The sequence below is a fragment of the Streptomyces violaceus genome (genome assembly GCF_036014075.1).
Taxonomy (GTDB): Bacteria; Actinomycetota; Actinomycetes; order Streptomycetales; family Streptomycetaceae; genus Streptomyces; species Streptomyces violaceus.
The window spans coordinates 8,045,220-8,063,389 of the sequence record NZ_CP107911.1; the positions used below are offsets into that span (position 1 = coordinate 8,045,220).

Annotated in this window: 18 protein-coding genes; 12 read left to right on the forward strand and 6 right to left on the reverse strand. The window is 71.1% G+C overall.

Going from position 1 to position 18,170, the window contains the following annotated elements; translation table 11 throughout:
* Positions 1 to 9: 9 nt before the first annotated feature.
* Positions 10 to 1,392, reverse strand: a complete 1,383-nt coding sequence (locus OG542_RS36255; RefSeq protein WP_328416519.1) for a COG1361 family protein — start codon at positions 1,390 to 1,392, stop codon at positions 10 to 12.
* A gap of 188 nt (positions 1,393 to 1,580) precedes the next feature.
* Between OG542_RS36255 and OG542_RS36260 the strand changes: the two genes are divergently transcribed.
* A complete protein-coding gene (locus tag OG542_RS36260; RefSeq protein ID WP_328416521.1) occupies positions 1,581 to 2,153 on the forward strand; it encodes a transglutaminase domain-containing protein in 573 nt (190 codons plus the stop codon).
* Between the two features lie 36 nt (positions 2,154 to 2,189).
* Here the strand turns inward: OG542_RS36260 and OG542_RS36265 are convergent, their stop codons facing one another.
* Both OG542_RS36265 and OG542_RS36270 read right to left on the reverse strand, forming a co-directional pair.
* Positions 2,190 to 2,918 (reverse strand): lysophospholipid acyltransferase family protein, encoded by a 729-nt coding sequence (locus OG542_RS36265; RefSeq protein WP_193478536.1) that lies wholly within the window; start codon positions 2,916 to 2,918, stop codon positions 2,190 to 2,192.
* A gap of 187 nt (positions 2,919 to 3,105) precedes the next feature.
* Positions 3,106 to 3,522 (reverse strand): DUF4395 domain-containing protein, encoded by a 417-nt coding sequence (locus OG542_RS36270; protein WP_328416523.1) that lies wholly within the window; start codon positions 3,520 to 3,522, stop codon positions 3,106 to 3,108.
* A 78-nt stretch (positions 3,523 to 3,600) separates the two neighbouring features.
* On the opposite strand from OG542_RS36270, the gene OG542_RS36275 reads away from it, so the two are divergent.
* From OG542_RS36275 to OG542_RS36290, 4 genes are all read left to right on the forward strand, one after another.
* Positions 3,601 to 4,014, forward strand: a complete 414-nt coding sequence (locus tag OG542_RS36275; RefSeq protein ID WP_328418248.1) for a thioredoxin family protein — start codon at positions 3,601 to 3,603, stop codon at positions 4,012 to 4,014.
* Between the two features lie 95 nt (positions 4,015 to 4,109).
* Complete coding sequence (locus OG542_RS36280; RefSeq protein ID WP_328416525.1) at positions 4,110 to 4,601, forward strand: flavin reductase family protein; 492 nt, start codon at positions 4,110 to 4,112, stop codon at positions 4,599 to 4,601.
* Positions 4,602 to 4,820: 219 nt separating this feature from the next.
* Positions 4,821 to 5,609, forward strand: a complete 789-nt coding sequence (locus OG542_RS36285) for an electron transfer flavoprotein subunit beta/FixA family protein (RefSeq protein WP_261680893.1) — start codon at positions 4,821 to 4,823, stop codon at positions 5,607 to 5,609.
* A 55-nt stretch (positions 5,610 to 5,664) separates the two neighbouring features.
* Positions 5,665 to 6,627: an electron transfer flavoprotein subunit alpha/FixB family protein gene (locus OG542_RS36290; RefSeq protein ID WP_328416528.1), complete on the forward strand. Its 963-nt coding sequence runs from the start codon at positions 5,665 to 5,667 to the stop codon at positions 6,625 to 6,627.
* A 57-nt stretch (positions 6,628 to 6,684) separates the two neighbouring features.
* Here the strand turns inward: OG542_RS36290 and OG542_RS36295 are convergent, their stop codons facing one another.
* Positions 6,685 to 7,590 carry an endonuclease/exonuclease/phosphatase family protein gene (locus OG542_RS36295; RefSeq protein WP_328416530.1) on the reverse strand — a complete coding sequence of 302 codons (906 nt, stop codon included), beginning with the start codon at positions 7,588 to 7,590 and terminating at the stop codon, positions 6,685 to 6,687.
* A gap of 192 nt (positions 7,591 to 7,782) precedes the next feature.
* Here OG542_RS36295 and OG542_RS36300 point away from each other — a divergent pair, with 192 nt between their 5' ends.
* Both OG542_RS36300 and OG542_RS36305 read left to right on the forward strand, forming a co-directional pair.
* Positions 7,783 to 9,084: a DUF6986 family protein gene (locus OG542_RS36300; RefSeq protein WP_328416532.1), complete on the forward strand. Its 1,302-nt coding sequence runs from the start codon at positions 7,783 to 7,785 to the stop codon at positions 9,082 to 9,084.
* A gap of 146 nt (positions 9,085 to 9,230) precedes the next feature.
* Complete coding sequence (locus OG542_RS36305) at positions 9,231 to 11,093, forward strand: serine/threonine protein kinase (RefSeq protein WP_328416534.1); 1,863 nt, start codon at positions 9,231 to 9,233, stop codon at positions 11,091 to 11,093.
* On the opposite strand, the gene OG542_RS36310 is transcribed toward OG542_RS36305, so the two are convergent.
* Entirely contained in the window at positions 11,039 to 11,857 is an 819-nt protein-coding gene (locus tag OG542_RS36310; RefSeq protein ID WP_328416536.1) for a hypothetical protein, read from the reverse strand. The two genes, OG542_RS36305 and OG542_RS36310, sit on opposite strands and share 55 nt — an antisense overlap.
* Positions 11,858 to 11,864: 7 nt before the next feature.
* Positions 11,865 to 12,929 carry a LacI family DNA-binding transcriptional regulator gene (locus OG542_RS36315; RefSeq protein WP_328416538.1) on the reverse strand — a complete coding sequence of 355 codons (1,065 nt, stop codon included), beginning with the start codon at positions 12,927 to 12,929 and terminating at the stop codon, positions 11,865 to 11,867.
* 158 nt (positions 12,930 to 13,087) lie between these two features.
* Between OG542_RS36315 and OG542_RS36320 the strand changes: the two genes are divergently transcribed.
* The 5 genes from OG542_RS36320 (at position 13,088) to OG542_RS36340 (ending at position 18,134) form a co-directional block, all read left to right on the forward strand.
* Positions 13,088 to 14,041 carry an ROK family protein gene (locus OG542_RS36320; RefSeq protein ID WP_328416540.1) on the forward strand — a complete coding sequence of 318 codons (954 nt, stop codon included), beginning with the start codon at positions 13,088 to 13,090 and terminating at the stop codon, positions 14,039 to 14,041.
* Positions 14,042 to 14,146: 105 nt separating this feature from the next.
* Positions 14,147 to 14,614: a hypothetical protein gene (locus tag OG542_RS36325; protein WP_230529340.1), complete on the forward strand. Its 468-nt coding sequence runs from the start codon at positions 14,147 to 14,149 to the stop codon at positions 14,612 to 14,614.
* Between the two features lie 44 nt (positions 14,615 to 14,658).
* Positions 14,659 to 15,132, forward strand: a complete 474-nt coding sequence (locus tag OG542_RS36330; RefSeq protein WP_385866950.1) for a helix-turn-helix transcriptional regulator — start codon at positions 14,659 to 14,661, stop codon at positions 15,130 to 15,132.
* Positions 15,133 to 15,142: 10 nt separating this feature from the next.
* Positions 15,143 to 15,556 (forward strand): VOC family protein, encoded by a 414-nt coding sequence (locus tag OG542_RS36335; RefSeq protein WP_328416543.1) that lies wholly within the window; start codon positions 15,143 to 15,145, stop codon positions 15,554 to 15,556.
* 151 nt (positions 15,557 to 15,707) lie between these two features.
* Positions 15,708 to 18,134 carry an excinuclease ABC subunit UvrA gene (locus tag OG542_RS36340; protein WP_328416544.1) on the forward strand — a complete coding sequence of 809 codons (2,427 nt, stop codon included), beginning with the start codon at positions 15,708 to 15,710 and terminating at the stop codon, positions 18,132 to 18,134.
* Positions 18,135 to 18,170: the final 36 nt, after the last annotated feature.

Genomic DNA, 18,170 nt, shown 5'->3' on the forward strand with positions numbered 1-18,170 from the left:
CCGTGCTGGTCATCGGTTGACGACGATCTCCGCTTTGTTGTTGCGCAGGTTCGGGTCGAACTTCCTGATGGACAGCTCCGGGTCGTCGTTGAGGGTCTCGACGGTGGTGCGTGCCCCGCGCACCACCCGGTCGATCCGCAAGGGGATCTCGAAGGTGTACGACGCCTTGTCGTGCAGGTGGATCGGCGTCCGGCAGAAGTAGGTCGCGCCGGCTGCCCCTTCCGGCTCCTCCGGCAGTGACCAGCAGCGCTCCTCCGGCAGGTCCACGGCCGTGGTGCCTTCCGGCGCCCGGAACCTCACCGTGGCCACGGACGCGCCCGCGCCCAGCGACGCCACCCAGGCCGGGCCGCGATTGTGCACGGTGACACGAGCGGTCACCGTGTCCCCGGCGTCACCGCTCACCCTGCTGCCGGTGAGCTTCAGGTCGGCGGTGTTCAGGGCGTCGAGGATGACGGTCCCGTAGTTGTCCTGAGGGTCGATGTCGGGATCCGCCACCGTGGCCCCGGCTGCGGCCACCGGACGCGGGTCGAGCTCGGGCCCCGTGCCCCGGGTCCACGTCCACTCGCCGCGCATCTCCGCGAGCGCCTCGTCCGAGTAGGGATGGACGGAGTGGTCGAACCGCTCGTACATCGCCTTGCGCCCGACGCCCAGTCCGGTCGTCAGCGCGTACTGCCGCCCGGGCGCCACCGCCTCGTCCAGCACGCACAGGGCGGACGTGCCGGTTTCGTGGTCCCGGTACTCGCAGTTCGCGTGCCGCTCCGTGAATCGCAGCCCGTACGAGGCGTTGAGCCACAGCAGGGTGCGCTCCGCGGTGCGGTTGCCGCTGTTGGACAGCGTCGCCCGCACGCTCGTCCGCGAGCCCGGCCTGAGGTCTCGTTGGTGGTCGGCCTGGCTGAGCCCGAGGTCCGGCCCGTTGCCCACGCCGACCCGGGTCTCGCCCGGGTGGGACGTCGCCTCTCCGGCGGTGGCCGAGTAGCGCACGTACCCCGATGCGCTGACGTCCGCCCCCGGCAGCGCGCGCAGTTCGAACGTGGCGGCCGGCACGCTGTCCGTCCCCGCCGGCATCTCCGGGACGGCGCAGACCGCCTCGACCTCCGACTCGGGCGCGCAGTTCGCGGGCCACGACACCCGCGCGAACGAGGCGATCTCGCTGACGTCGACGGTCAGTTGCCCGGCCGGCAGGCGGTCGTCGGCGACATCGCGGCTGACCTGGACGGCCAGGGTGCGCGCACGCGCGTCACCGTTCGCGTCCGCGCCGGGCAGCACCGTCTCGTACGGTGCGCTGATCCACAGCTGGTTGTCCATGGCGTACGCGGGCACGGCCCCGACTCCGGTCGCAGCCAGGGCGCAGGAGACGAGCGCGGCGCCGAGCAGGCGGTGTGGGTCTTTCATGTCTTCCCCCTAGTGACAGATCCGCGGAGGCCGAGACCGGTGGCGCGGGGGGGGGGGGGGGGGAGGGAGGGTTGTGGTCGGGCAGGTGGTTGCGGCGGTCTTCAGCCGTTCTGCCGATGCTGCATAGATATACGGTCACTCGAAAATGCATTGACCCGCGGGTGATCTCGTCCCTATGCTCTGTCCGCATGCAGCTGATCCAGGAAGACCCAGATCTCTCTGCCTACTTGGCCGCTGACGAGGTGATCGACCATCACCATCCGCTCGTTCGCGGAACGGCGGCCAAGCTGGCCGAGGGCGTGGCGAACTCGTATGAGTATGCGGGGGCGGCCTTCGCATTCGTGCGCGACACCATTCCGCACTCGCAGGACTCGGGCGATCCCCGCGTCACCTGGCGCGCCTCCGATGTCCTGGAACAGCGCACCGGCATCTGCTACGCCAAGGCCCACGCGCTCGCGGCGCTGCTGCGGGCCGAGGACATCCCGACCGCTCTGTGCTACCAGGAGCTGGAGGTGGTGCACGGTCTGGTCGCCGTGCGGTTCGACGGCGCGTGGCACCGGCAGGACCCGCGGGGTAACAAGCCGGGTGTGGACGCGCGGTTCTCCCTCGATGGCGAACGGCTCGCCTTCACGCCCGATCCGGCGTCCGGTGAAAGGGATTGTCCGGTCCTGTATGCCGCGCCGCACCCGGCCGTGCTCGACACCCTCACATCGGCCCGCGACCGGCCCCACCTGTGGCAGGCACTCCCCACCGCACTCTGAGGCGGGAGCCGAGCCGGGGCCGACCGCCCCGGGGTGTCAGTGCGCCTCAGCCGCCCGCACCTGCTCCGGCGTCGGTGCCGTGCCGCCGAGGTGGGCCGGCATCCACCAGGTGTCCTCCGGGTTCTTCGGACGTACGGGGTAGGCGCGCTGGGCGGCCTCGAGGAGCTCCTGGACGCGCTCGCGCAGCTGACGCGTGATCGCACCCGCGTACTTGTCGCGGGAGGCCTCGATCGCCTCGCCGACCCGGATCGTGATGGGGATGTGGCTGCGCTTGAAGTTGCGGGGATGGCCCTTCGTCCACAGCCGCTGCGTGCCCCACACGGCCATCGGGATGAGCGGGACGCCGGCCTCCTGCGCCATGCGCGCGGCGCCCGACTTGAAGCTCTTCAGCGTGAACGACTGTGAGATGGTGGCTTCCGGGAAGACCCCGACGATCTCGCCCGACCGCAGCGAGTCCAGGGCGTGCGCGTAGGCCGTCTCGCCCTGCTTGCGGTCCACGGGGATGTGCTTCATGCCGCGCATCAGCGGACCGGAGACCCGGTGCCGGAAGACGGACTCCTTCGCCATGAAACGTACGAGACGTTTCTGCGGCAGGGCCGCCAGGCCGTCGAAGACGAAGTCCAGGTAGCTGATGTGATTGCTCACCAGCACGGCGCCGCCCGAGCGCGGGATGTTCTCCGAACCCTGGAGGTCGATCTTGAGGTCCCACACCTTGAACAGCGTGCGGGCGAAACCGACGACGGGACGGTAGACGAGCTCTGCCATGGGCGGGTCGGACCCTTCCTGCTCTGCCTGGGAAGGGATTCCCAGCGGAAAGTTACGCAGCCGTAGGTTTACGGCTTGTCGCAGATCGTGCCCGAAGAACGGCCGGGTAGCCAGTCCTCGTGCCCGCCGGGGAGGAGATTCTCGTCACGTCGCCGCGTGATCCCCACCTCGTGCTTTTACGCCCGTATTACTCCGCGCGCACCGCGACCCGCCGGACGAGCAGGTACAACTCGCAGCCCAGGCAGTACCCGAATGCCGCGTTCAGGAAGGCCGCCGCGAGCGCCGCGCCGGTCGCCGCGAGTCCCAGCCAGTCGGGCCCCAGGGTGTAGCCGACGAGCCCGAGTCCGGCGAAGAGCAGACCCACCGTCTGGGCGAAACGCGGCGGTTCGGGCGCCTCGAAGTCGGTCGGCGGCCCGAGCCGCGGCCGTACGGCCTTCCGGAACAGCAGGCCGTACGGCGACCGGCTCACCCCGCCCGCCGCGCCGAGCAGGAACGCCAGCGTCTGCCAGGCCAGCAGCCACGCGCTCCCCGTGATCAGAACGACCGCCAGGACGACGGCCGTCACGGCCGCGCCGAAACGCGGCCCTCTCGCATCGATGTCCATGGGAACCAAGCATTCCGCATCGCGGCCCCGTTGCGGTGGCGGGAATCTTTGCGGTCTCGTGAACGCTTGAAGCAGGTGATGACCGGACTGGTGGTGTGTGTACTGGTGCTCGCGGCGGCGAGCGCCTACGGAGTGCTGCAACGGCGGCGGAGCGGGAGGGTGCGGGTGCGCGGGCGGGACGACGGCAAGCGGCTCGATGCGGCGGAGCTGGGCGCGGAACTCGGCGAGCGGGCCACGCTCGTGCAGTTCTCCAGCGCGTTCTGCGCGCCCTGCCGGGCGACCCGGCGGGTCCTCGGAGAGGTCGCCGGCGTGGTCCCGGGCGTGACCCACGTCGAGATCGACGCCGAGGCCCATCTGGACCTCGTACGACGGCTGGACATCCTCAAGACCCCGACCGTGCTGGTCCTCGACGCCGACGGCCGGGTGGTGCGGCGGGCCACCGGACAGCCGCGCAAGGCCGATGTGATCGCCGCGCTGGGGGACGCGGTGTGAGGGCCTCGCGCCACCGGTGAGCACGTCCAGTGAGCCATCTCCCACTTCACCGAACGAACTTGACTGTGCGTACCAATTATCGTCAGCCTGACCCCATGCCTTCGGACCTCCTCGCCACGCCCGACCTCCTGCGCTCGGTCTTCCGGCAGCACGCGGCGGGAGTCGCTGTGATCACCGCTCGTGGCGACGCCGGTCCGGTGGGCTTCACCGCCACCTCCCTCACCTCCGTCTCCGCCGAACCGCCCATGCTGTCGTTCGGCGTCGGCACCGGATCCTCCAGCTGGCCCGCGATCGAGGCGACCGATCATGTCGGGGTCCACGTCCTCGGCGAGCACCAGCAGGAGCTGGCCGCCACCTTCGCCCGCAGCGGAGCCGACCGCTTCGCCGCGCCCACCGCCTGGCGGGAGGGGCCCGAGGGTGTCCCCCTGCTCGACGGCGTGCTGGCCTGGCTGGTGGCCCGGGTCATCGCACGCGTGCCCGCCGGAGACCACCGGCTCGTGCTCGCCGAGGTCCTGCACGGCGACCCCACGGGCACCGGCCGCCCGCTCCTCTACCACCAGGGACGTTTCCACAGACTGCGCGACTGATCCGCGTTCCCCCCGGGCTGCGTGACGGTCGGGTTCCGGTTACGCTGCGTTGCGAAGGTCACAGTTCAAAGCGCTTGCTTAGCGGGAACGAACTGAGTGTACTGACGAGTAATGTTTCGCTCGGAGCGTGGGTCGCCCCGACCGGAATCGGCCGCTTGAGGCGCCTATGCTGCCTGCAAGTAGGCAGCCTGAAAATGACGATGCAGTAGGAGAGCCGGCGTGAGCTTGAGGATCGTTGTCACTGTGAAGTACGTGCCCGACGCCACTGGCGACCGGCACTTCGCCGATGACCTGACCGTCGACCGGGACGACGTGGACGGTCTGCTCTCCGAGCTCGACGAGTACGCGGTCGAGCAGGCGCTGCAGATCTCCGAGAACTCCGACGACGACGTGGAGATCACCGTTTTGACGGTGGGCCCCGAGGACGCCAAGGACGCCCTGCGCAAGGCGCTGTCCATGGGCGCCGACAAGGCGATCCACGTCGAGGACGACGACATCCACGGCACCGACGCCATCGGCACCTCCCTGGTCCTGGCCAAGGCCGTCGAGAAGGCCGGCTACGACCTGGTCATCTCCGGTATGGCCTCCACCGACGGCACCATGGGCGTCGTGCCCGCGCTGCTCGCCGAGCGCCTGGGCGTCCCGCAGGTCACCCTGCTGTCCGAGGTGTCGGTCGAGGACGGCACGGTCAAGGGCCGCCGCGACGGCGACGCCGCCACGGAGAGCCTGGAGGCGTCCCTGCCGGCGGTCGTGTCGGTGACCGACCAGTCGGGCGAGGCGCGTTACCCCTCCTTCAAGGGCATCATGGCGGCCAAGAAGAAGCCGGTTCAGTCCTGGGACCTGTCCGACCTGGACCTGGAGGCCGAGGAGGTCGGCCTCGAGGGTGCCTACACCACGGTCGACAACGCGGCCGAGCGCCCGGCCCGTACCGCGGGCACGATCGTCAAGGACGAGGGCGAGGGCGGCAAGCAGCTCGCTGAGTTCCTCGCGGGCCAGAAGTTCATCTGAGCCCGGCATCCGCTGACCGCCCCTCATCTTTCGCAAGCAGGAGAGAAGAAGTCCCATGGCTGAAGTTCTCGTCTACGTCGACCACGTGGACGGCGCCGTCCGCAAGCCCACCCTGGAGCTGCTGACCCTGGCCCGCCGCATCGGCGAGCCGGTCGCCGTCGCGCTGGGCAACGGCGCCGGTGACACCGCCGCCGCGCTCGCCGAGCACGGCGCGGTCAAGGTCCTCACCCACGAGGCCGCCGAGTACGCCGACTACCTGGTCGTACCGAAGGTGGACGCCCTCCAGGCCGCCCACGAGGCCGTGTCCCCGGCCGCCGTGCTGGTGCCGTCCTCCGCCGAGGGCAAGGAGATCGCCGCGCGTCTGGCGCTGCGTCTGGGCTCCGGCATCATCACCGACGCCGTCGACCTGGAGGCCGGCGACGAGGGCCCGGTGGCCACGCAGTCGGTGTTCGCCGCGTCCTTCACCACCAAGTCCCGTGTCTCCAAGGGCACCCCGGTCATCACGGTCAAGCCCAACAGCGCGGCCGTCGAGGCCGCCCCGGCCGCCGGTGCGGTCGAGGCGCTGTCCGTGTCCTTCTCCGCCCAGGCCACCGGCACCAAGGTCACCGGCCGCACCCCGCGTGAGTCGACGGGCCGTCCGGACCTGACCGAGGCCGCGATCGTGGTCTCCGGCGGCCGTGGCGTGAACGGCGCGGAGAACTTCGCGATCATCGAGGCGCTGGCCGACTCGCTCGGCGCGGCCGTCGGTGCCTCCCGTGCCGCGGTGGACGCCGGCTGGTACCCGCACACCAACCAGGTCGGCCAGACCGGCAAGAGCGTCTCGCCGCAGCTGTACATCGCCTCCGGCATCTCCGGCGCGATCCAGCACCGCGCCGGCATGCAGACCTCGAAGACGATCGTCGCGATCAACAAGGACGCCGAGGCCCCGATCTTCGACCTCGTCGACTACGGCATCGTCGGTGACCTCTTCGACGTCGTCCCGGCCCTCACCGAGGAGATCAAGGTCCGCAAGGGCTGATCGAATCCCGCTGCAGAAGGCCCCCGTGACCGCACGATCGGTCACGGGGGCCTCTTCTCATCCCAGGGTCAGCGAGGCCTGCACCGGCAGATGGTCGCTCGGGTACGTCCCGTCCACGGAGAAGGTGTTCATCCCGGCCCAGTGCGTGGTCACCCCGGGCGTGGTGAGGATCCAGTCGATGCGCCGCCCGCCGGGCCTGAGCCTCCGGTAGCCGTGGTGCGTCCCGTACGCCGGACTTCGCGAGGCCGCCGCGTCCCAGGCGTCCACCAGTCCGATGTCCAGCATGAGGTCGTACACCCGGTTGTCGTGGGCGGCCGCGTTGAAATCACCGGTGACGATGACCGGTAACGACCGGTCCCACCCGGCGATCGTCTCGCCGATGAGCCCCGCCGAGCGCTCCCGCGCGTACTGGCTGACGCTGTCCAGGTGGGTGTTGAGGACGTAGAACTCCCGTCCTCCGTCGGCGAGATCCGCGAAACGGACCCAGGTCACCATGCGCAGCCAGTCCGCGTCCCAGGTGTTCGAGGCGATCGAGTACGGGGTGTCGGACAGCCAGAAGTGATCGAACTCGATCGGCTCGAGTCTGCGCGTGTCGTAGAAGACCGCCATGAACTCGTCCTTGCTGCCGCCCCCGCGTCCGGTGCCGATCCAGTCGTAGTGCCCGCCGAGATCCTTCTCGATCGCGCGCACTTGCCGGTAGAGCCCTTCCTGGGTGCCGATGAGGTGCGGTAGCTCGCGGCGCAGCAGTTCTCGCATCACCGGTCGGCGCACGTCCCAGCGCGGTGTCCTGTCGACGACGGTCCCGAAGCGGACGTTGAACGTCATGACGTTCAGGGCGCCGGGGTGCTCGCCGGCGGAAGCGGGCTGTGTGGGGCCCGCGGTGGTGAGCAGCGGTCCCGCGATGGCGGCGGCCGCCGCTGCCTTGAGCCCGTGGCGGCGCGTCACTCCGACCTCGTTCGGCACGTGGTCTCCCTCCCCTTGCACGTCAGGATGAAGCTTGCCTGCTGAATACGGAAGATGAGGGCGGGTCGGCAGTGACCAAGGGTGAAGGATGGGGAATCCCACTTCAAGAGGGTGTTGACCAGGGTGAAGATCGACAGTTAGCTTCGTACTGCGGATTATTGATTCCGCTCTACGGAAAATGGAGGACTTGGAATGGGGCAGGGCCGGCAGGAGAACGTGGCGACGAGCCTCGCGGGCGCCGTCAGCGAGGACATCAGCGCCTCCCTCGCGGCGGTCGACGCCGAACTGGAGCGCCGCTACCCCGGAGACCCCGGCACTCGCCAGCCCGTCCACACCGTCTATGTACCGGGCGATGTCTTCGCCGCCGACACCGTCCGTTCCTGGGGCGACCGTGCCCTGGCGGCCCTCGACGAGCACGCACCGGACGCCGCGTCCTTCGCCGCCGTCCTCGGCCTCGCCGAGGCACTGGCCGAGCCCGTCCACGCGCGCGTGCGCGCCAAGCTCGAGCGCGAGCCGATCGAGGACCTGCGCGTCGACTTCGAGGACGGCTACGGCAACCGCCCCGACGCCGAGGAGGACGAGGCCGCGGCCCGCGCCGCCCGGCTGATCGCCGAGGCGTACGAGGACGGGACCGCGGCCCCGTACATGGGCATCCGGATGAAGTGCATGGAGGCGCCCGTACGCGACCGGGGCATCCGCACCCTCGACATCTTCCTCACCGGCCTGATGGAGGCCGGCGGCCTGCCCGGCGGGCTGGTGCTCACCCTGCCCAAGGTGACGTACGCCGAGCAGGTCACCGCCATGGCGCGGCTGCTGGACGCCTTCGAGAAGACCCACGGACTCGAGCCCGGCCGGATCGGCTTCGAGATCCAGATCGAGACCAGCCAGTCCATCCTCGCCGCCGACGGCACCGCCACCGTCGCCCGCATGATCCAGGCCGCCGAGGGCCGCGCCACAGGCCTGCACTACGGCACCTTCGACTACAGTGCCTGCCTCGACGTCTCCGCAGCCCACCAGGCCAGTGACCACCCCGCCGCCGACCACGCCAAGGCCGTCATGCAGGTCGCGGCGGCCGGCACCGGCGTCCGCGTCTCGGACGGCTCCACCAACGTGCTGCCCGTCGGCCCCACCGAGAAGGTGCACGCCGCCTGGCGCCTGCACTACGGCCTCACCCGCCGCGCCCTGGCCCGCGCCTACTACCAGGGCTGGGACATGCACCCCGGCCACATCCCGACCCGGTACGCGGCCGTCTTCGCCTTCTACCGCGAGGGCTACGAGCAGGCCGCCGCCCGTCTCGCCCGCTACGCCAACCGCACCGGCGGCGACGTCATGGACGAACCCGCCACCGCCAAGGCCCTCAGTGGCTACCTGCTCCGGGGCCTGGACTGCGGTGCCCTCGACATCGGCGAGGTCGCCCGGCTGACCGGCCTGACCCGCGCCGACCTGGAGAGCTACGCGACGCCCAGGCGGGCGGACCTGACGGCGTCCGCCTGACGGTTTCCCTCCCACGGTTGTGGAGGCACGTACCGGCCCTGTCACAGCCGTCACCGCCGGCTGTCGCTGTCATCGCCGCCCCGTACTCTGTACGCCACGTATCGACGTGTCGGTGGATCCAGTGGTGTCACAGGAACGGGGCAGCGGTGTCAACGGGGGAGTACGGGCAGACCGAGGGGGCCGGTCGGCTGCTGGCAGGCCGCTATCGCGTCGCGGCCCAGCTGGGACGCGGCGGCATGGGCATCGTCTGGAAGGCCGTCGACGAGGTCCTCGGCCGCGAGGTCGCCGTCAAGGAGCTGCGGACCTACACCGACGTGGCCGGCCCCGAACTGGCCGCTCTGCGACTGCGGATGCAACGCGAGGCGCGTGCGGCGGCCCGGGTGCGCCACCCCGGCGTCATCGCCGTGCACGACATCGCGGAGGTCGACGGCCGGCCGCTCATCGTCATGGAACTGGTCGACGGGCCGTCCCTGGACGACGTCCTGCGCGAAAGCGGCACGCTGGACCCGCGCGAGGCGGCCGGGATCGGCGCGAAGGTCATGGACGCGCTGTCCGCAGCCCACCGCGCGGGCGTCCTGCACCGTGACGTGAAGCCCGGCAACATCCTGCTCGACCGCTCGGGCCGCGTCGTCCTCACCGACTTCGGCATCGCCACCATGGACGACCCGGGCGACGGTTCGGCCACCCACCTCACCCGCAGCGGCGAACTCGTCGGCTCCCTCGACTACCTGGCCCCCGAGCGTGCCCAGGGCGCCGAACCGGGCCCCGCCTCCGACATCTGGGCCCTGGGCGCCACGCTGTACGCGGCCGTCGAGGGGGCCTCGCCCTTCCGCCGTACGTCCACGTTCTCGACACTCACGGCGATCGTCACCGAGCCGCTGCCGGAGCCGCTGCGGGCCGGCGCGCTCGCCCCCGTCCTCCAGCGGTTGATGGAGAAGCGCCCCGAGGCCCGCCCGGAGGCCGGCCAGGCCCGAGAGCTGCTCCAGTCGGTGGCGGACACGGGCGCTACGGACACGCCGACATCTACGCTGCGAGGCCCTGCGGTGCCGTCCTCGCCCCCGCGCCCGGAGACGGAGCGGAGTGTTCCGGCGGTGCCGCCGGGGTTCGGACCACCGCAGCAGCCGGACACCGCCGGGCCCCACGAGGCCCCGGACACACCGGGCTCCGGGACGCCTGCGGCCTTCGGAGCCGCCGGGACCTCCGGGGCGGCCGGCTCAGGGTCCGGCCCGTACGGCCCGGGAACCTCTCCGCACGGCTTCGGACCGTCCGACCCGGACACCACCGGTCCCGGCGCCTCCGCTCCCACGGGTCCGGTGAACTCCGGCCGCCCGCCCCGCCGTAAGTCCCGCGGCCTGCTCGCCGCCGCGGCCCTCACCGTCGTACTCGCTGCCGCCGGTGCCACGGTCGCCGTGCTCAGCAACTCCGACGGCAAGGAAACGGGCGCCCGGACCGACGCCGCCCGTGCGGATGCCGGGTCCTCCTCCGCGCCCGGTCGCACCGACGACGGCTCGAACGCTCCCCGGCCCACACAGCAGGGCGACGAGAAGGGCAAGGCCCCGTCCAAGAAGCCCGGCGACAAGAAGGCCCCCGAGCCCGCCACCTCGGCCCCGTCCAAGTCCTCCGGCACGACCGGAGGGACGCCGGACGGCACCTCCGACGGCAGCGACACCGGAGGCGGTTCCGGCAACGGCGGGACGGGCGATGCTCCGACGACCCCGGCCCCCGAACCGGCCTGCCACGCCATCGGCGGCGGCAAGTACAACTGCCAGGTCTGGAAGACCGCCGACTCCTACACCGCCTCCGGCACCAAGGTCGGTGTCCTCAACGCGGGCACCAACTACTTCTACTGCCAGCAGAACCTGGGCCGCCGCGAGACGGACGGCCGGTGGACCAACGTCTGGTGGGCGAAGACCGACGACGACAGCGGCAACACGAACGTCTGGGTCAGCGATGTCTACGTCAAGGGCGGGGACAACGACGCGCCGGTCCCGGGGCTCCCGGTCTGCTGAGACCCCGTCGTCGGGGAGCCGACATACCGCTCCAGGCCGGAGGCGGTCACCAGCTTCTCCTCGATGAACAGCCGTGTGCCCCGTTCGCACAGCCGCCGGTCACCGCGGGCCCGCGCGCTGAACTCCTCGGGAACCACGCCGAAGAGCTCCCTGAACCGCGGCAGGCCGGAGAGCAGCTCGGTGAGCAGTGCCCGCTGGCCCGGGTGGATGCGCGGCGCGCCGGTGCCGTCGTGCAGGACCCCGTGCCGGTTGACGTACGCGTACGCGCCGGGCAGACGGGTGCCGTCCGCGAGGTCGATCCGCACATCGGGCGCGGGCAGCCACGCGCGGTTGAAATTGCCGCTCGGCACCGGCGCGCCCTCGCTCGCGTCGATCACCGCGAGCTGCTCGTCGTCGAGCCAGAGGACGAACAGGTCCCGCACGGTGTCCGGGGCGCTGACGGGTGAGGCGGACATGTATCCCATGCGGCTCACATGAGCCGAGACGCCCGCGTCGACACCCCGCACCCGGGTCATCACCATCGGGAGAGGGGACATGATCCCGAACTCGGCCATCTTGTGCCGCAGTTGTCCCGGGCAGGCGTTGGAGCCGATGGCGAGGACCGGCGTGCGGTCCTCGTACACCAGCTGCTCCAGCGGCAGGAAACAGTCCCCGTCGAGGAGCCCGGAGCCGGCCGGCCACGCGCCCGGATACAGCAGTGGATGCTCGCGTGGCGCCTCGGCCAGGCCGAGTGCCCGCAGCGTGCGATCGGTGAGGTGATCCATGGGCCGCTCAGTCCGCCGGGGGCAGCTCGCCCGAGCCGCGGGTGATCAGCCGGGTCGGCAGCTCGATGCGCTCGGGAGTGACCTGGGTGCCGTCCAACTGCCGGAACAGGCGTTCCGCTGCGGTGCGGCCGATGTCCGAGGCGTCCTGGGCGACGACCGTGACGCCCGGCTGGAGCAGGTCGGCCAGCTCGATGTCGTCGAAGCCGACCAGGGCGACGCGGCGGGCGTGCTCGGCGAGCACGCGGATCACGGTGACCGTCACCCGGTTGTTGGCCGCGAAGATCGCGGTGACCGGGTCCGGGCCGGACAGCATCTCCTCGGCCGCCCTGCGCACCCGCTCGGGGCCGGTGACGCCGAGGGACATCCAGGAGCCCGCCACCGGTATGCCCGCGTCCTCCATCGCGGCCCGGTAGCCGCGCAGCCGCTCGGCGGCGGTGTGGATGCGGGGCATGTCGCCGATGAAGCCGATCCGGCGGTGCCCGTGCGCGATGAGGTGGGCGACGCCGCCGCGGGCACCGCCGAAGTTGTCCGACAGGACCACGTCGGCCTCGATGTGCCCGGCCGGCCGGTCCACGAACACCGTGGCGACACCCGCCTTGAGCTCGGGTTCCAGATACCGGTGGTCGTCGCCGGCCGGGATCACCACAAGACCGTCCACCCGCCGCGCGCACAGGGCCAGTACCAGCTCCTGCTCGCGTTCCGGGTCCTCCGCGCTGGAGCCGTTGATCAGCAGGGCGCCGTGCGCGCGGGCCACCTCCTCGACCGACCGGCTCAGCGGCCCGTAGAACGGGTCCGCGAGGTCCTCGAGGACCAGGCCGATGCTGGCCGTACGGCCCTTGCGCAGCACCCGCGCGCTGTCGTTGCGGCGGAAACCGAGGGCGTCGATCGCCTCCTGGACCCGCCGCTCCGTCTCCGGGGTGACCCCCGGCTCCCCGTTCACCACCCGGGAGACCGTCTTGAGCCCGACTCCGGCGCGTGCCGCGACGTCCTTCATGGTCGGCCGGGTGCCGTAGCGCGTTGCGGATCGGAGGGGGGTCTGGGGCACGGTGCGGTGTCCTGTCCTGTCGTCCACGGAGGTGCGGCGATCCTGGGTTCGTATGAGGATGTGGCGTCGAGCATAGAGCCTGGACAACGTTGTCAGGATCGAGGGAGACTGTCCACCGCAATCTCCGGCCCGCGCACCCGCGCGGGACCGGTCCGCTGCTTGCCCCGCGGGGAGATCCGACACTGATGCACACCGACCTCGTGGCCGCGCTCGACATCGGCGGCACCAAGATCGCCGGCGCTCTGGTGGACCGCCACGGCCGGATCCTGGTCCGCGCCCAGCGGCCGACGCCCGCCCGGGAGGACGGCGGCACCGTGATGCGGGCCGTGGAGGAGGTGCTCGGCGAGCTCACCGTGTCGCCGCTGTGGGAGCGCGCCACGGCCGTGGGCATCGGCAGCGCCGGGCCCGTGGACGCCTCGGCGGGCACGGTGAGCCCGGTGAACGTGCCCGGCTGGCGCGGCTACCCGCTCGTCGGACGCGTCCGGGCCGTGGCCGGGGATCTGCCCGTCGAGCTGATCGGCGACGGTGTGGCCATCACGGCGGCCGAACACTGGCAGGGCGCCGCCCGCGGCCACGACAACGCGCTGTGCATGGTCGTCTCCACGGGTGTCGGCGGCGGCCTGGTGCTCGGCGGCCGGCTGCACCCCGGGCCCACCGGCAACGCCGGCCATATCGGCCACATCAGCGTGGACCTCGACGGCGATCTGTGCCCGTGCGGCTCGCACGGCTGCGTGGAGCGCATCGCGAGCGGGCCCAACATTTCCCGGCGCGCTCTCGAGAACGGCTGGCGGCCCGGCCCCGACGGCGACACGTCCGCCGCCGCGGTGGCCGCCGCCGCCCGGTCCGGCGACCCGGTCGCCATCGCCTCCTTCGAGCGTGCGGCCCAGGCCCTGGCCGCCGGGATCGCCGCCACCGCGACCCTCGTGGAGATCGACATCGTCGTGATCGGCGGGGGAGTGGGCAAGGCGGGCGAGGTCCTCCTCGCCCCCCTGCGCAAGGCCCTGAGCGCCTACGCGACCCTGTCCTTCGTCCGGCATCTGACCGTGGCACCGGCCCAGATGGGCACCGACGCCGGCCTGGTGGGCGCCGCGGCGGCAGCACTCGCTAAGCGGACGGACGCGGCCGCGGCGGGCGTGTGAGACCGGGCAGGAACGTTCAGGCGGTGCGGCCGGGGCGCCTCTGGGGCCCCACCCGCCCCTGACGCGGAAGGAACCGCTCCGGCCCGCCGTGGCATCTGGCCCGGCGTGAGTGCCGGGATGCTGTTCTTCGGGCTGGTCTTCATGGGCGGGTGGGCGGCGGCCCTCGGGGCGCTGGTCGCTGCCGTCGTCACGCTGGTGCGTGTCCGGCGGCGGGACTGGACACGCCGCCAAGGGCACCCCGCGGTACGGCTGCTGCTGCCGGCGCCCGCGTTCCTGCGCTTCGACGTGGCGCTCGCCGTGACGGCCCTCCTGGCCGACCTGTGGTTCGTGTCGGCGGTCCTCGTGTTCGGGGCGGACGGCGTCTTCACCGAGGACTGGATGGGCTACCCCGGCATGGTCGATTCCACCGGGCAGGGATACCAGGCCGGAGTCGTGAGCGCCCTGCGCTCCACCGCGTGGTGGACCTTCGGGATCGCGGTGCTCGGCCGCTGCTGGATCACAGCGGGTGTGCAGATGTGCCTCCTGCCGCTCGCGGCATGGTGGATCGGAACGTTCGACACGTACTTCACCTGACAGGCCCGGCCCGGGATACCGGCTTTCCCTCGGAAATCGACCGAATGTCCGAGCGATGTGGCACGATCCCGCATGTGACCAGCAGACCCACCTCGGCGCAGCGCCTGCGTGACCTCGCGCTCCTGCGCCGGGTCAAGGACCGGATCGACCGGGAGTACGCACAGCCGCTGGACGTGGAGGCACTGGCCCGGGGTGTGCACATGTCGGCCGGGCATCTCAGTCGCGAGTTCCGGCAGGCGTACGGCGAGTCGCCGTACAGCTACCTCATGACGCGGCGCATCGAGCGGGCGATGGCGCTGCTGCGCCGTGGCGACCTCAGTGTCACCGAGGTGTGCTTCGAGGTCGGCTGCTCGTCGCTGGGCACCTTCAGCACCCGCTTCACCGAGCTGGTCGGCATGCCGCCGAGCGCCTACCGGCGCGAGGCGGCGCGCGCGACCGCGGGGATCCCGTCGTGCGTGGCGAAGCAGGTGACCAGACCGGTCAGGAATCGAGAAGCGCCCACCCCGAGCCGAAACTAGCGTGGTGGCCATGGACCTCAACATTCACGCCAGTTTCCTGCCGCACGACGACCCGGACGCCGCTCTCGCGTTCTACCGCGACACCCTCGGCTTCGAAGTCCGCAACGACGTCGGGTACGAGGGCATGCGCTGGATCACGGTCGGGCCCGTCGGCCAGCCCGGCACCAGCATCGTCCTGCATCCGCCGGCCGCCGACCCGGGCATCACCGAGGACGAGGGCCGCACCATCGCCGAGATGATGGCCAAGGGCACCTACGCGAGCATCGTCCTGGCCACCACCGATGTCGACGGCACCTTCGACCGGCTGCAGGCGGCCGACGCCGAGGTGGTCCAGGAGCCGGTGGACCAGCCGTACGGCGTCCGCGACTGTGCCTTCCGCGACCCCGCGGGCAACATGATCCGCATCCAGCAGCTGAAGCCGTGACGCCGTAGCGGCGGCCGGCCCCACAGACCCGACGCGTCACACCAGCGGGACCCTCGTACGGCGACGCAGTACCGCCGGCTCCCGCATCCCCCGCTCCGCACCTCCGGTTCGGTGCGGGGGACAGAACGTCCGAGCGACAGATGGAGACACCATGAACAAGGCCACGACGACGGACAGACAGTCGCCCGGGCCGCACGTTGCCGACAGCCATGACGTGATCCGCGTGCACGGTGCGCGCGAGAACAACCTCAAGGACGTCAGCATCGAGATTCCGAAGCGCAGGCTCACGGTGTTCACGGGCGTCTCCGGCTCGGGCAAGAGTTCGCTGGTGTTCGACACGATCGCCGCGGAGTCGCAGCGGCTGATCAACGAGACGTACAGCGCCTTCCTGCAGGGCTTCATGCCGAATCTGGCCCGGCCCGAGGTGGACGTGCTCGACGGGCTGACCACCGCGATCACCGTCGACCAGCAGCGCATGGGATCCGACCCGCGCTCCACCGTCGGCACCGCCACCGACGCCAACGCGATGCTGCGCATCCTGTTCAGCCGGCTCGGTACGCCGCACATCGGCCCGCCCGGCGCGTTCTCCTTCAACGTCGCCTCGGTCTCGGCGAGCGGCGGGATCACGGTCGACCGGGGCACGGACAAGACCAAGACGCAGAAGGTGACCTTCAGCCGAACCGGCGGCATGTGCACGCACTGCGAGGGCCGGGGCAAGGTCTCCGACATCGACCTCACCCAGCTGTTCGACGACTCCAAGTCGCTCTCCGAGGACCCGTTCACCATCCCCACCTACACCGGGGACGGCTGGGTGGTGCGGGTCATCGCCGAGTCGGGCTTCTTCGACAAGGAGAAGCCGATCCGCAAGTACACCAAGAAGGAGCGGCACGACTTCCTGTACCGCGAGCCGACCAAGGTGAAGATCAACGGCGTCAACCTCACCTACGAGGGGCTGATCCCGAAGATCCAGAAGACCTTCCTCGCCAAGGACCGCGAGTCGATGCAGCCGCACATCCGGGCCTTCGTGGACCGGGCGGTCACCTTCACCGAGTGCCCCGAGTGCGATGGCACCCGGCTCAGCGAGCTGGTCCGCTCCTCGAGGATCGGCAAGGTCAACATCGCCGACGCCTGCGCGATGGAGATCCGCGACCTGGCCGAATGGGCCCGCGGGATCGATGATCCCTCGGTGTCGCCGCTGCTCGCCAAGCTCCGGCACACCCTGGACTCGTTCGTGGAGATCGGGCTCGGCTATCTCTCGCTCGACCGGGCCTCGGGCACGCTCTCCGGCGGCGAGGCGCAGCGCACCAAGATGATCCGGCACCTCGGTTCCTCGCTCACCGATGTCACCTACGTCTTCGACGAGCCGACCATCGGACTGCACCCCCATGACATCCAGCGGATGAACAACCTGCTGCTGCGGCTGCGCGACAAGGGCAACACCGTGCTCGTCGTGGAGCACAAGCCGGAGACGATCGCCATCGCCGACCATGTCGTGGACCTCGGCCCCGGCGCCGGCACGGCGGGTGGCACCGTCTGCTTCGAGGGCACCCTGGAAGGGCTGCGCAAGAGCGACACCGTCACCGGCCGTCATCTCGGCGACCGGGCGGCGTTGAAGGAGACGGTCCGCAAGCCCACCGGCACCCTCGCGATCCGCGGCGCGACGGCGAACAACCTCCAGAACGTCGACGTCGACATCCCGCTCGGCGTGCTCACCGTCGTCACCGGTGTCGCCGGCTCCGGCAAGAGTTCGCTCGTGCACGGTTCGATGTCCCGACAAGCAGGGGCCGAAGACGTGGTGTCGATCGACCAGACCGCGATCCGCGGCTCCCGGCTCAGCAACCCTGCGACGTACACCGGGCTGGCCGACCCGATCCGCAAGGCCTTCGCCAAGGCCAACGGGGTGAAGCCGGCGCTCTTCAGCGCCAACTCCGAGGGCGCCTGCCCCACCTGCAACGGCGCCGGTGTCATCTACACCGACCTGGCGATCATGCAGAGCGTCGCCACCCCCTGCGAGGTGTGCGAGGGCAGGCGGTTCGAGGCGTCGGTGCTGGAATACCACTTCGGCGGCCGCGACATCAGCGAGGTGCTGGCGATGTCCGTGAACGAGGCCGAAAAATTCTTCGGCGCCGGTGAGGCGCGCACCCCCGCGGCCCACCGGATCATCGAGCGGATGGCGGACGTCGGACTCGGCTACCTCACCCTCGGCCAGCCGCTCACCACCCTCTCCGGCGGCGAGCGGCAGCGGCTCAAGCTGGCCACGCACATGGGCGACAAGGGCGGGGTGTACGTCCTCGACGAGCCGACCACCGGCCTCCACCTCGCCGACGTGGAGCAGCTGCTCGGCCTGCTGGACCGGCTCGTCGACGCCGGCAAGTCGGTGATCGTCATCGAGCACCACCAGGCGGTCATGGCGCACGCCGACTGGATCATCGACCTCGGCCCGGGCGCCGGACACGACGGCGGCCGGATCGTCTTCGAGGGCACCCCGGCCGAACTCGTCAAGGCCCGCTCCACCCTGACCGGGGAGCATCTCGCGGCCTACGTGGGCGCCTCGGAACAGGCACTCAGGGTCGGCTGAACGGCCCACCCCGGCGAGCGCCCGGCGCCGTCCCCG

Bases quoted from the DNA above. Each gene is read 5' to 3' on its own strand.
- OG542_RS36265 (WP_193478536.1), bottom strand. From the start codon at position 2,918: ATGGCAGAGCTCGTCTACCGTCCCGTCGTCGGTTTCGCCCGCACGCTG.
- OG542_RS36290 (WP_328416528.1), top strand. From the start codon at position 5,665: ATGGCTGAAGTTCTCGTCTACGTCGACCACGTGGACGGCGCCGTCCGC.
- OG542_RS36280 (WP_328416525.1), top strand. From the start codon at position 4,110: ATGCCTTCGGACCTCCTCGCCACGCCCGACCTCCTGCGCTCGGTCTTC.
- OG542_RS36260 (WP_328416521.1), top strand. From the start codon at position 1,581: ATGCAGCTGATCCAGGAAGACCCAGATCTCTCTGCCTACTTGGCCGCT.
- OG542_RS36340 (WP_328416544.1), top strand. From the start codon at position 15,708: ATGAACAAGGCCACGACGACGGACAGACAGTCGCCCGGGCCGCACGTT.
- OG542_RS36270 (WP_328416523.1), bottom strand. From the start codon at position 3,522: ATGGACATCGATGCGAGAGGGCCGCGTTTCGGCGCGGCCGTGACGGCC.
- OG542_RS36330 (WP_385866950.1), top strand. From the start codon at position 14,659: ATGTCCGAGCGATGTGGCACGATCCCGCATGTGACCAGCAGACCCACC.
- OG542_RS36310 (WP_328416536.1), bottom strand. From the start codon at position 11,857: ATGGATCACCTCACCGATCGCACGCTGCGGGCACTCGGCCTGGCCGAG.
- OG542_RS36320 (WP_328416540.1), top strand. From the start codon at position 13,088: ATGCACACCGACCTCGTGGCCGCGCTCGACATCGGCGGCACCAAGATC.
- OG542_RS36255 (WP_328416519.1), bottom strand. From the start codon at position 1,392: ATGAAAGACCCACACCGCCTGCTCGGCGCCGCGCTCGTCTCCTGCGCC.
- OG542_RS36300 (WP_328416532.1), top strand. From the start codon at position 7,783: ATGGGGCAGGGCCGGCAGGAGAACGTGGCGACGAGCCTCGCGGGCGCC.
- OG542_RS36275 (WP_328418248.1), top strand. From the start codon at position 3,601: ATGACCGGACTGGTGGTGTGTGTACTGGTGCTCGCGGCGGCGAGCGCC.
- OG542_RS36335 (WP_328416543.1), top strand. From the start codon at position 15,143: ATGGACCTCAACATTCACGCCAGTTTCCTGCCGCACGACGACCCGGAC.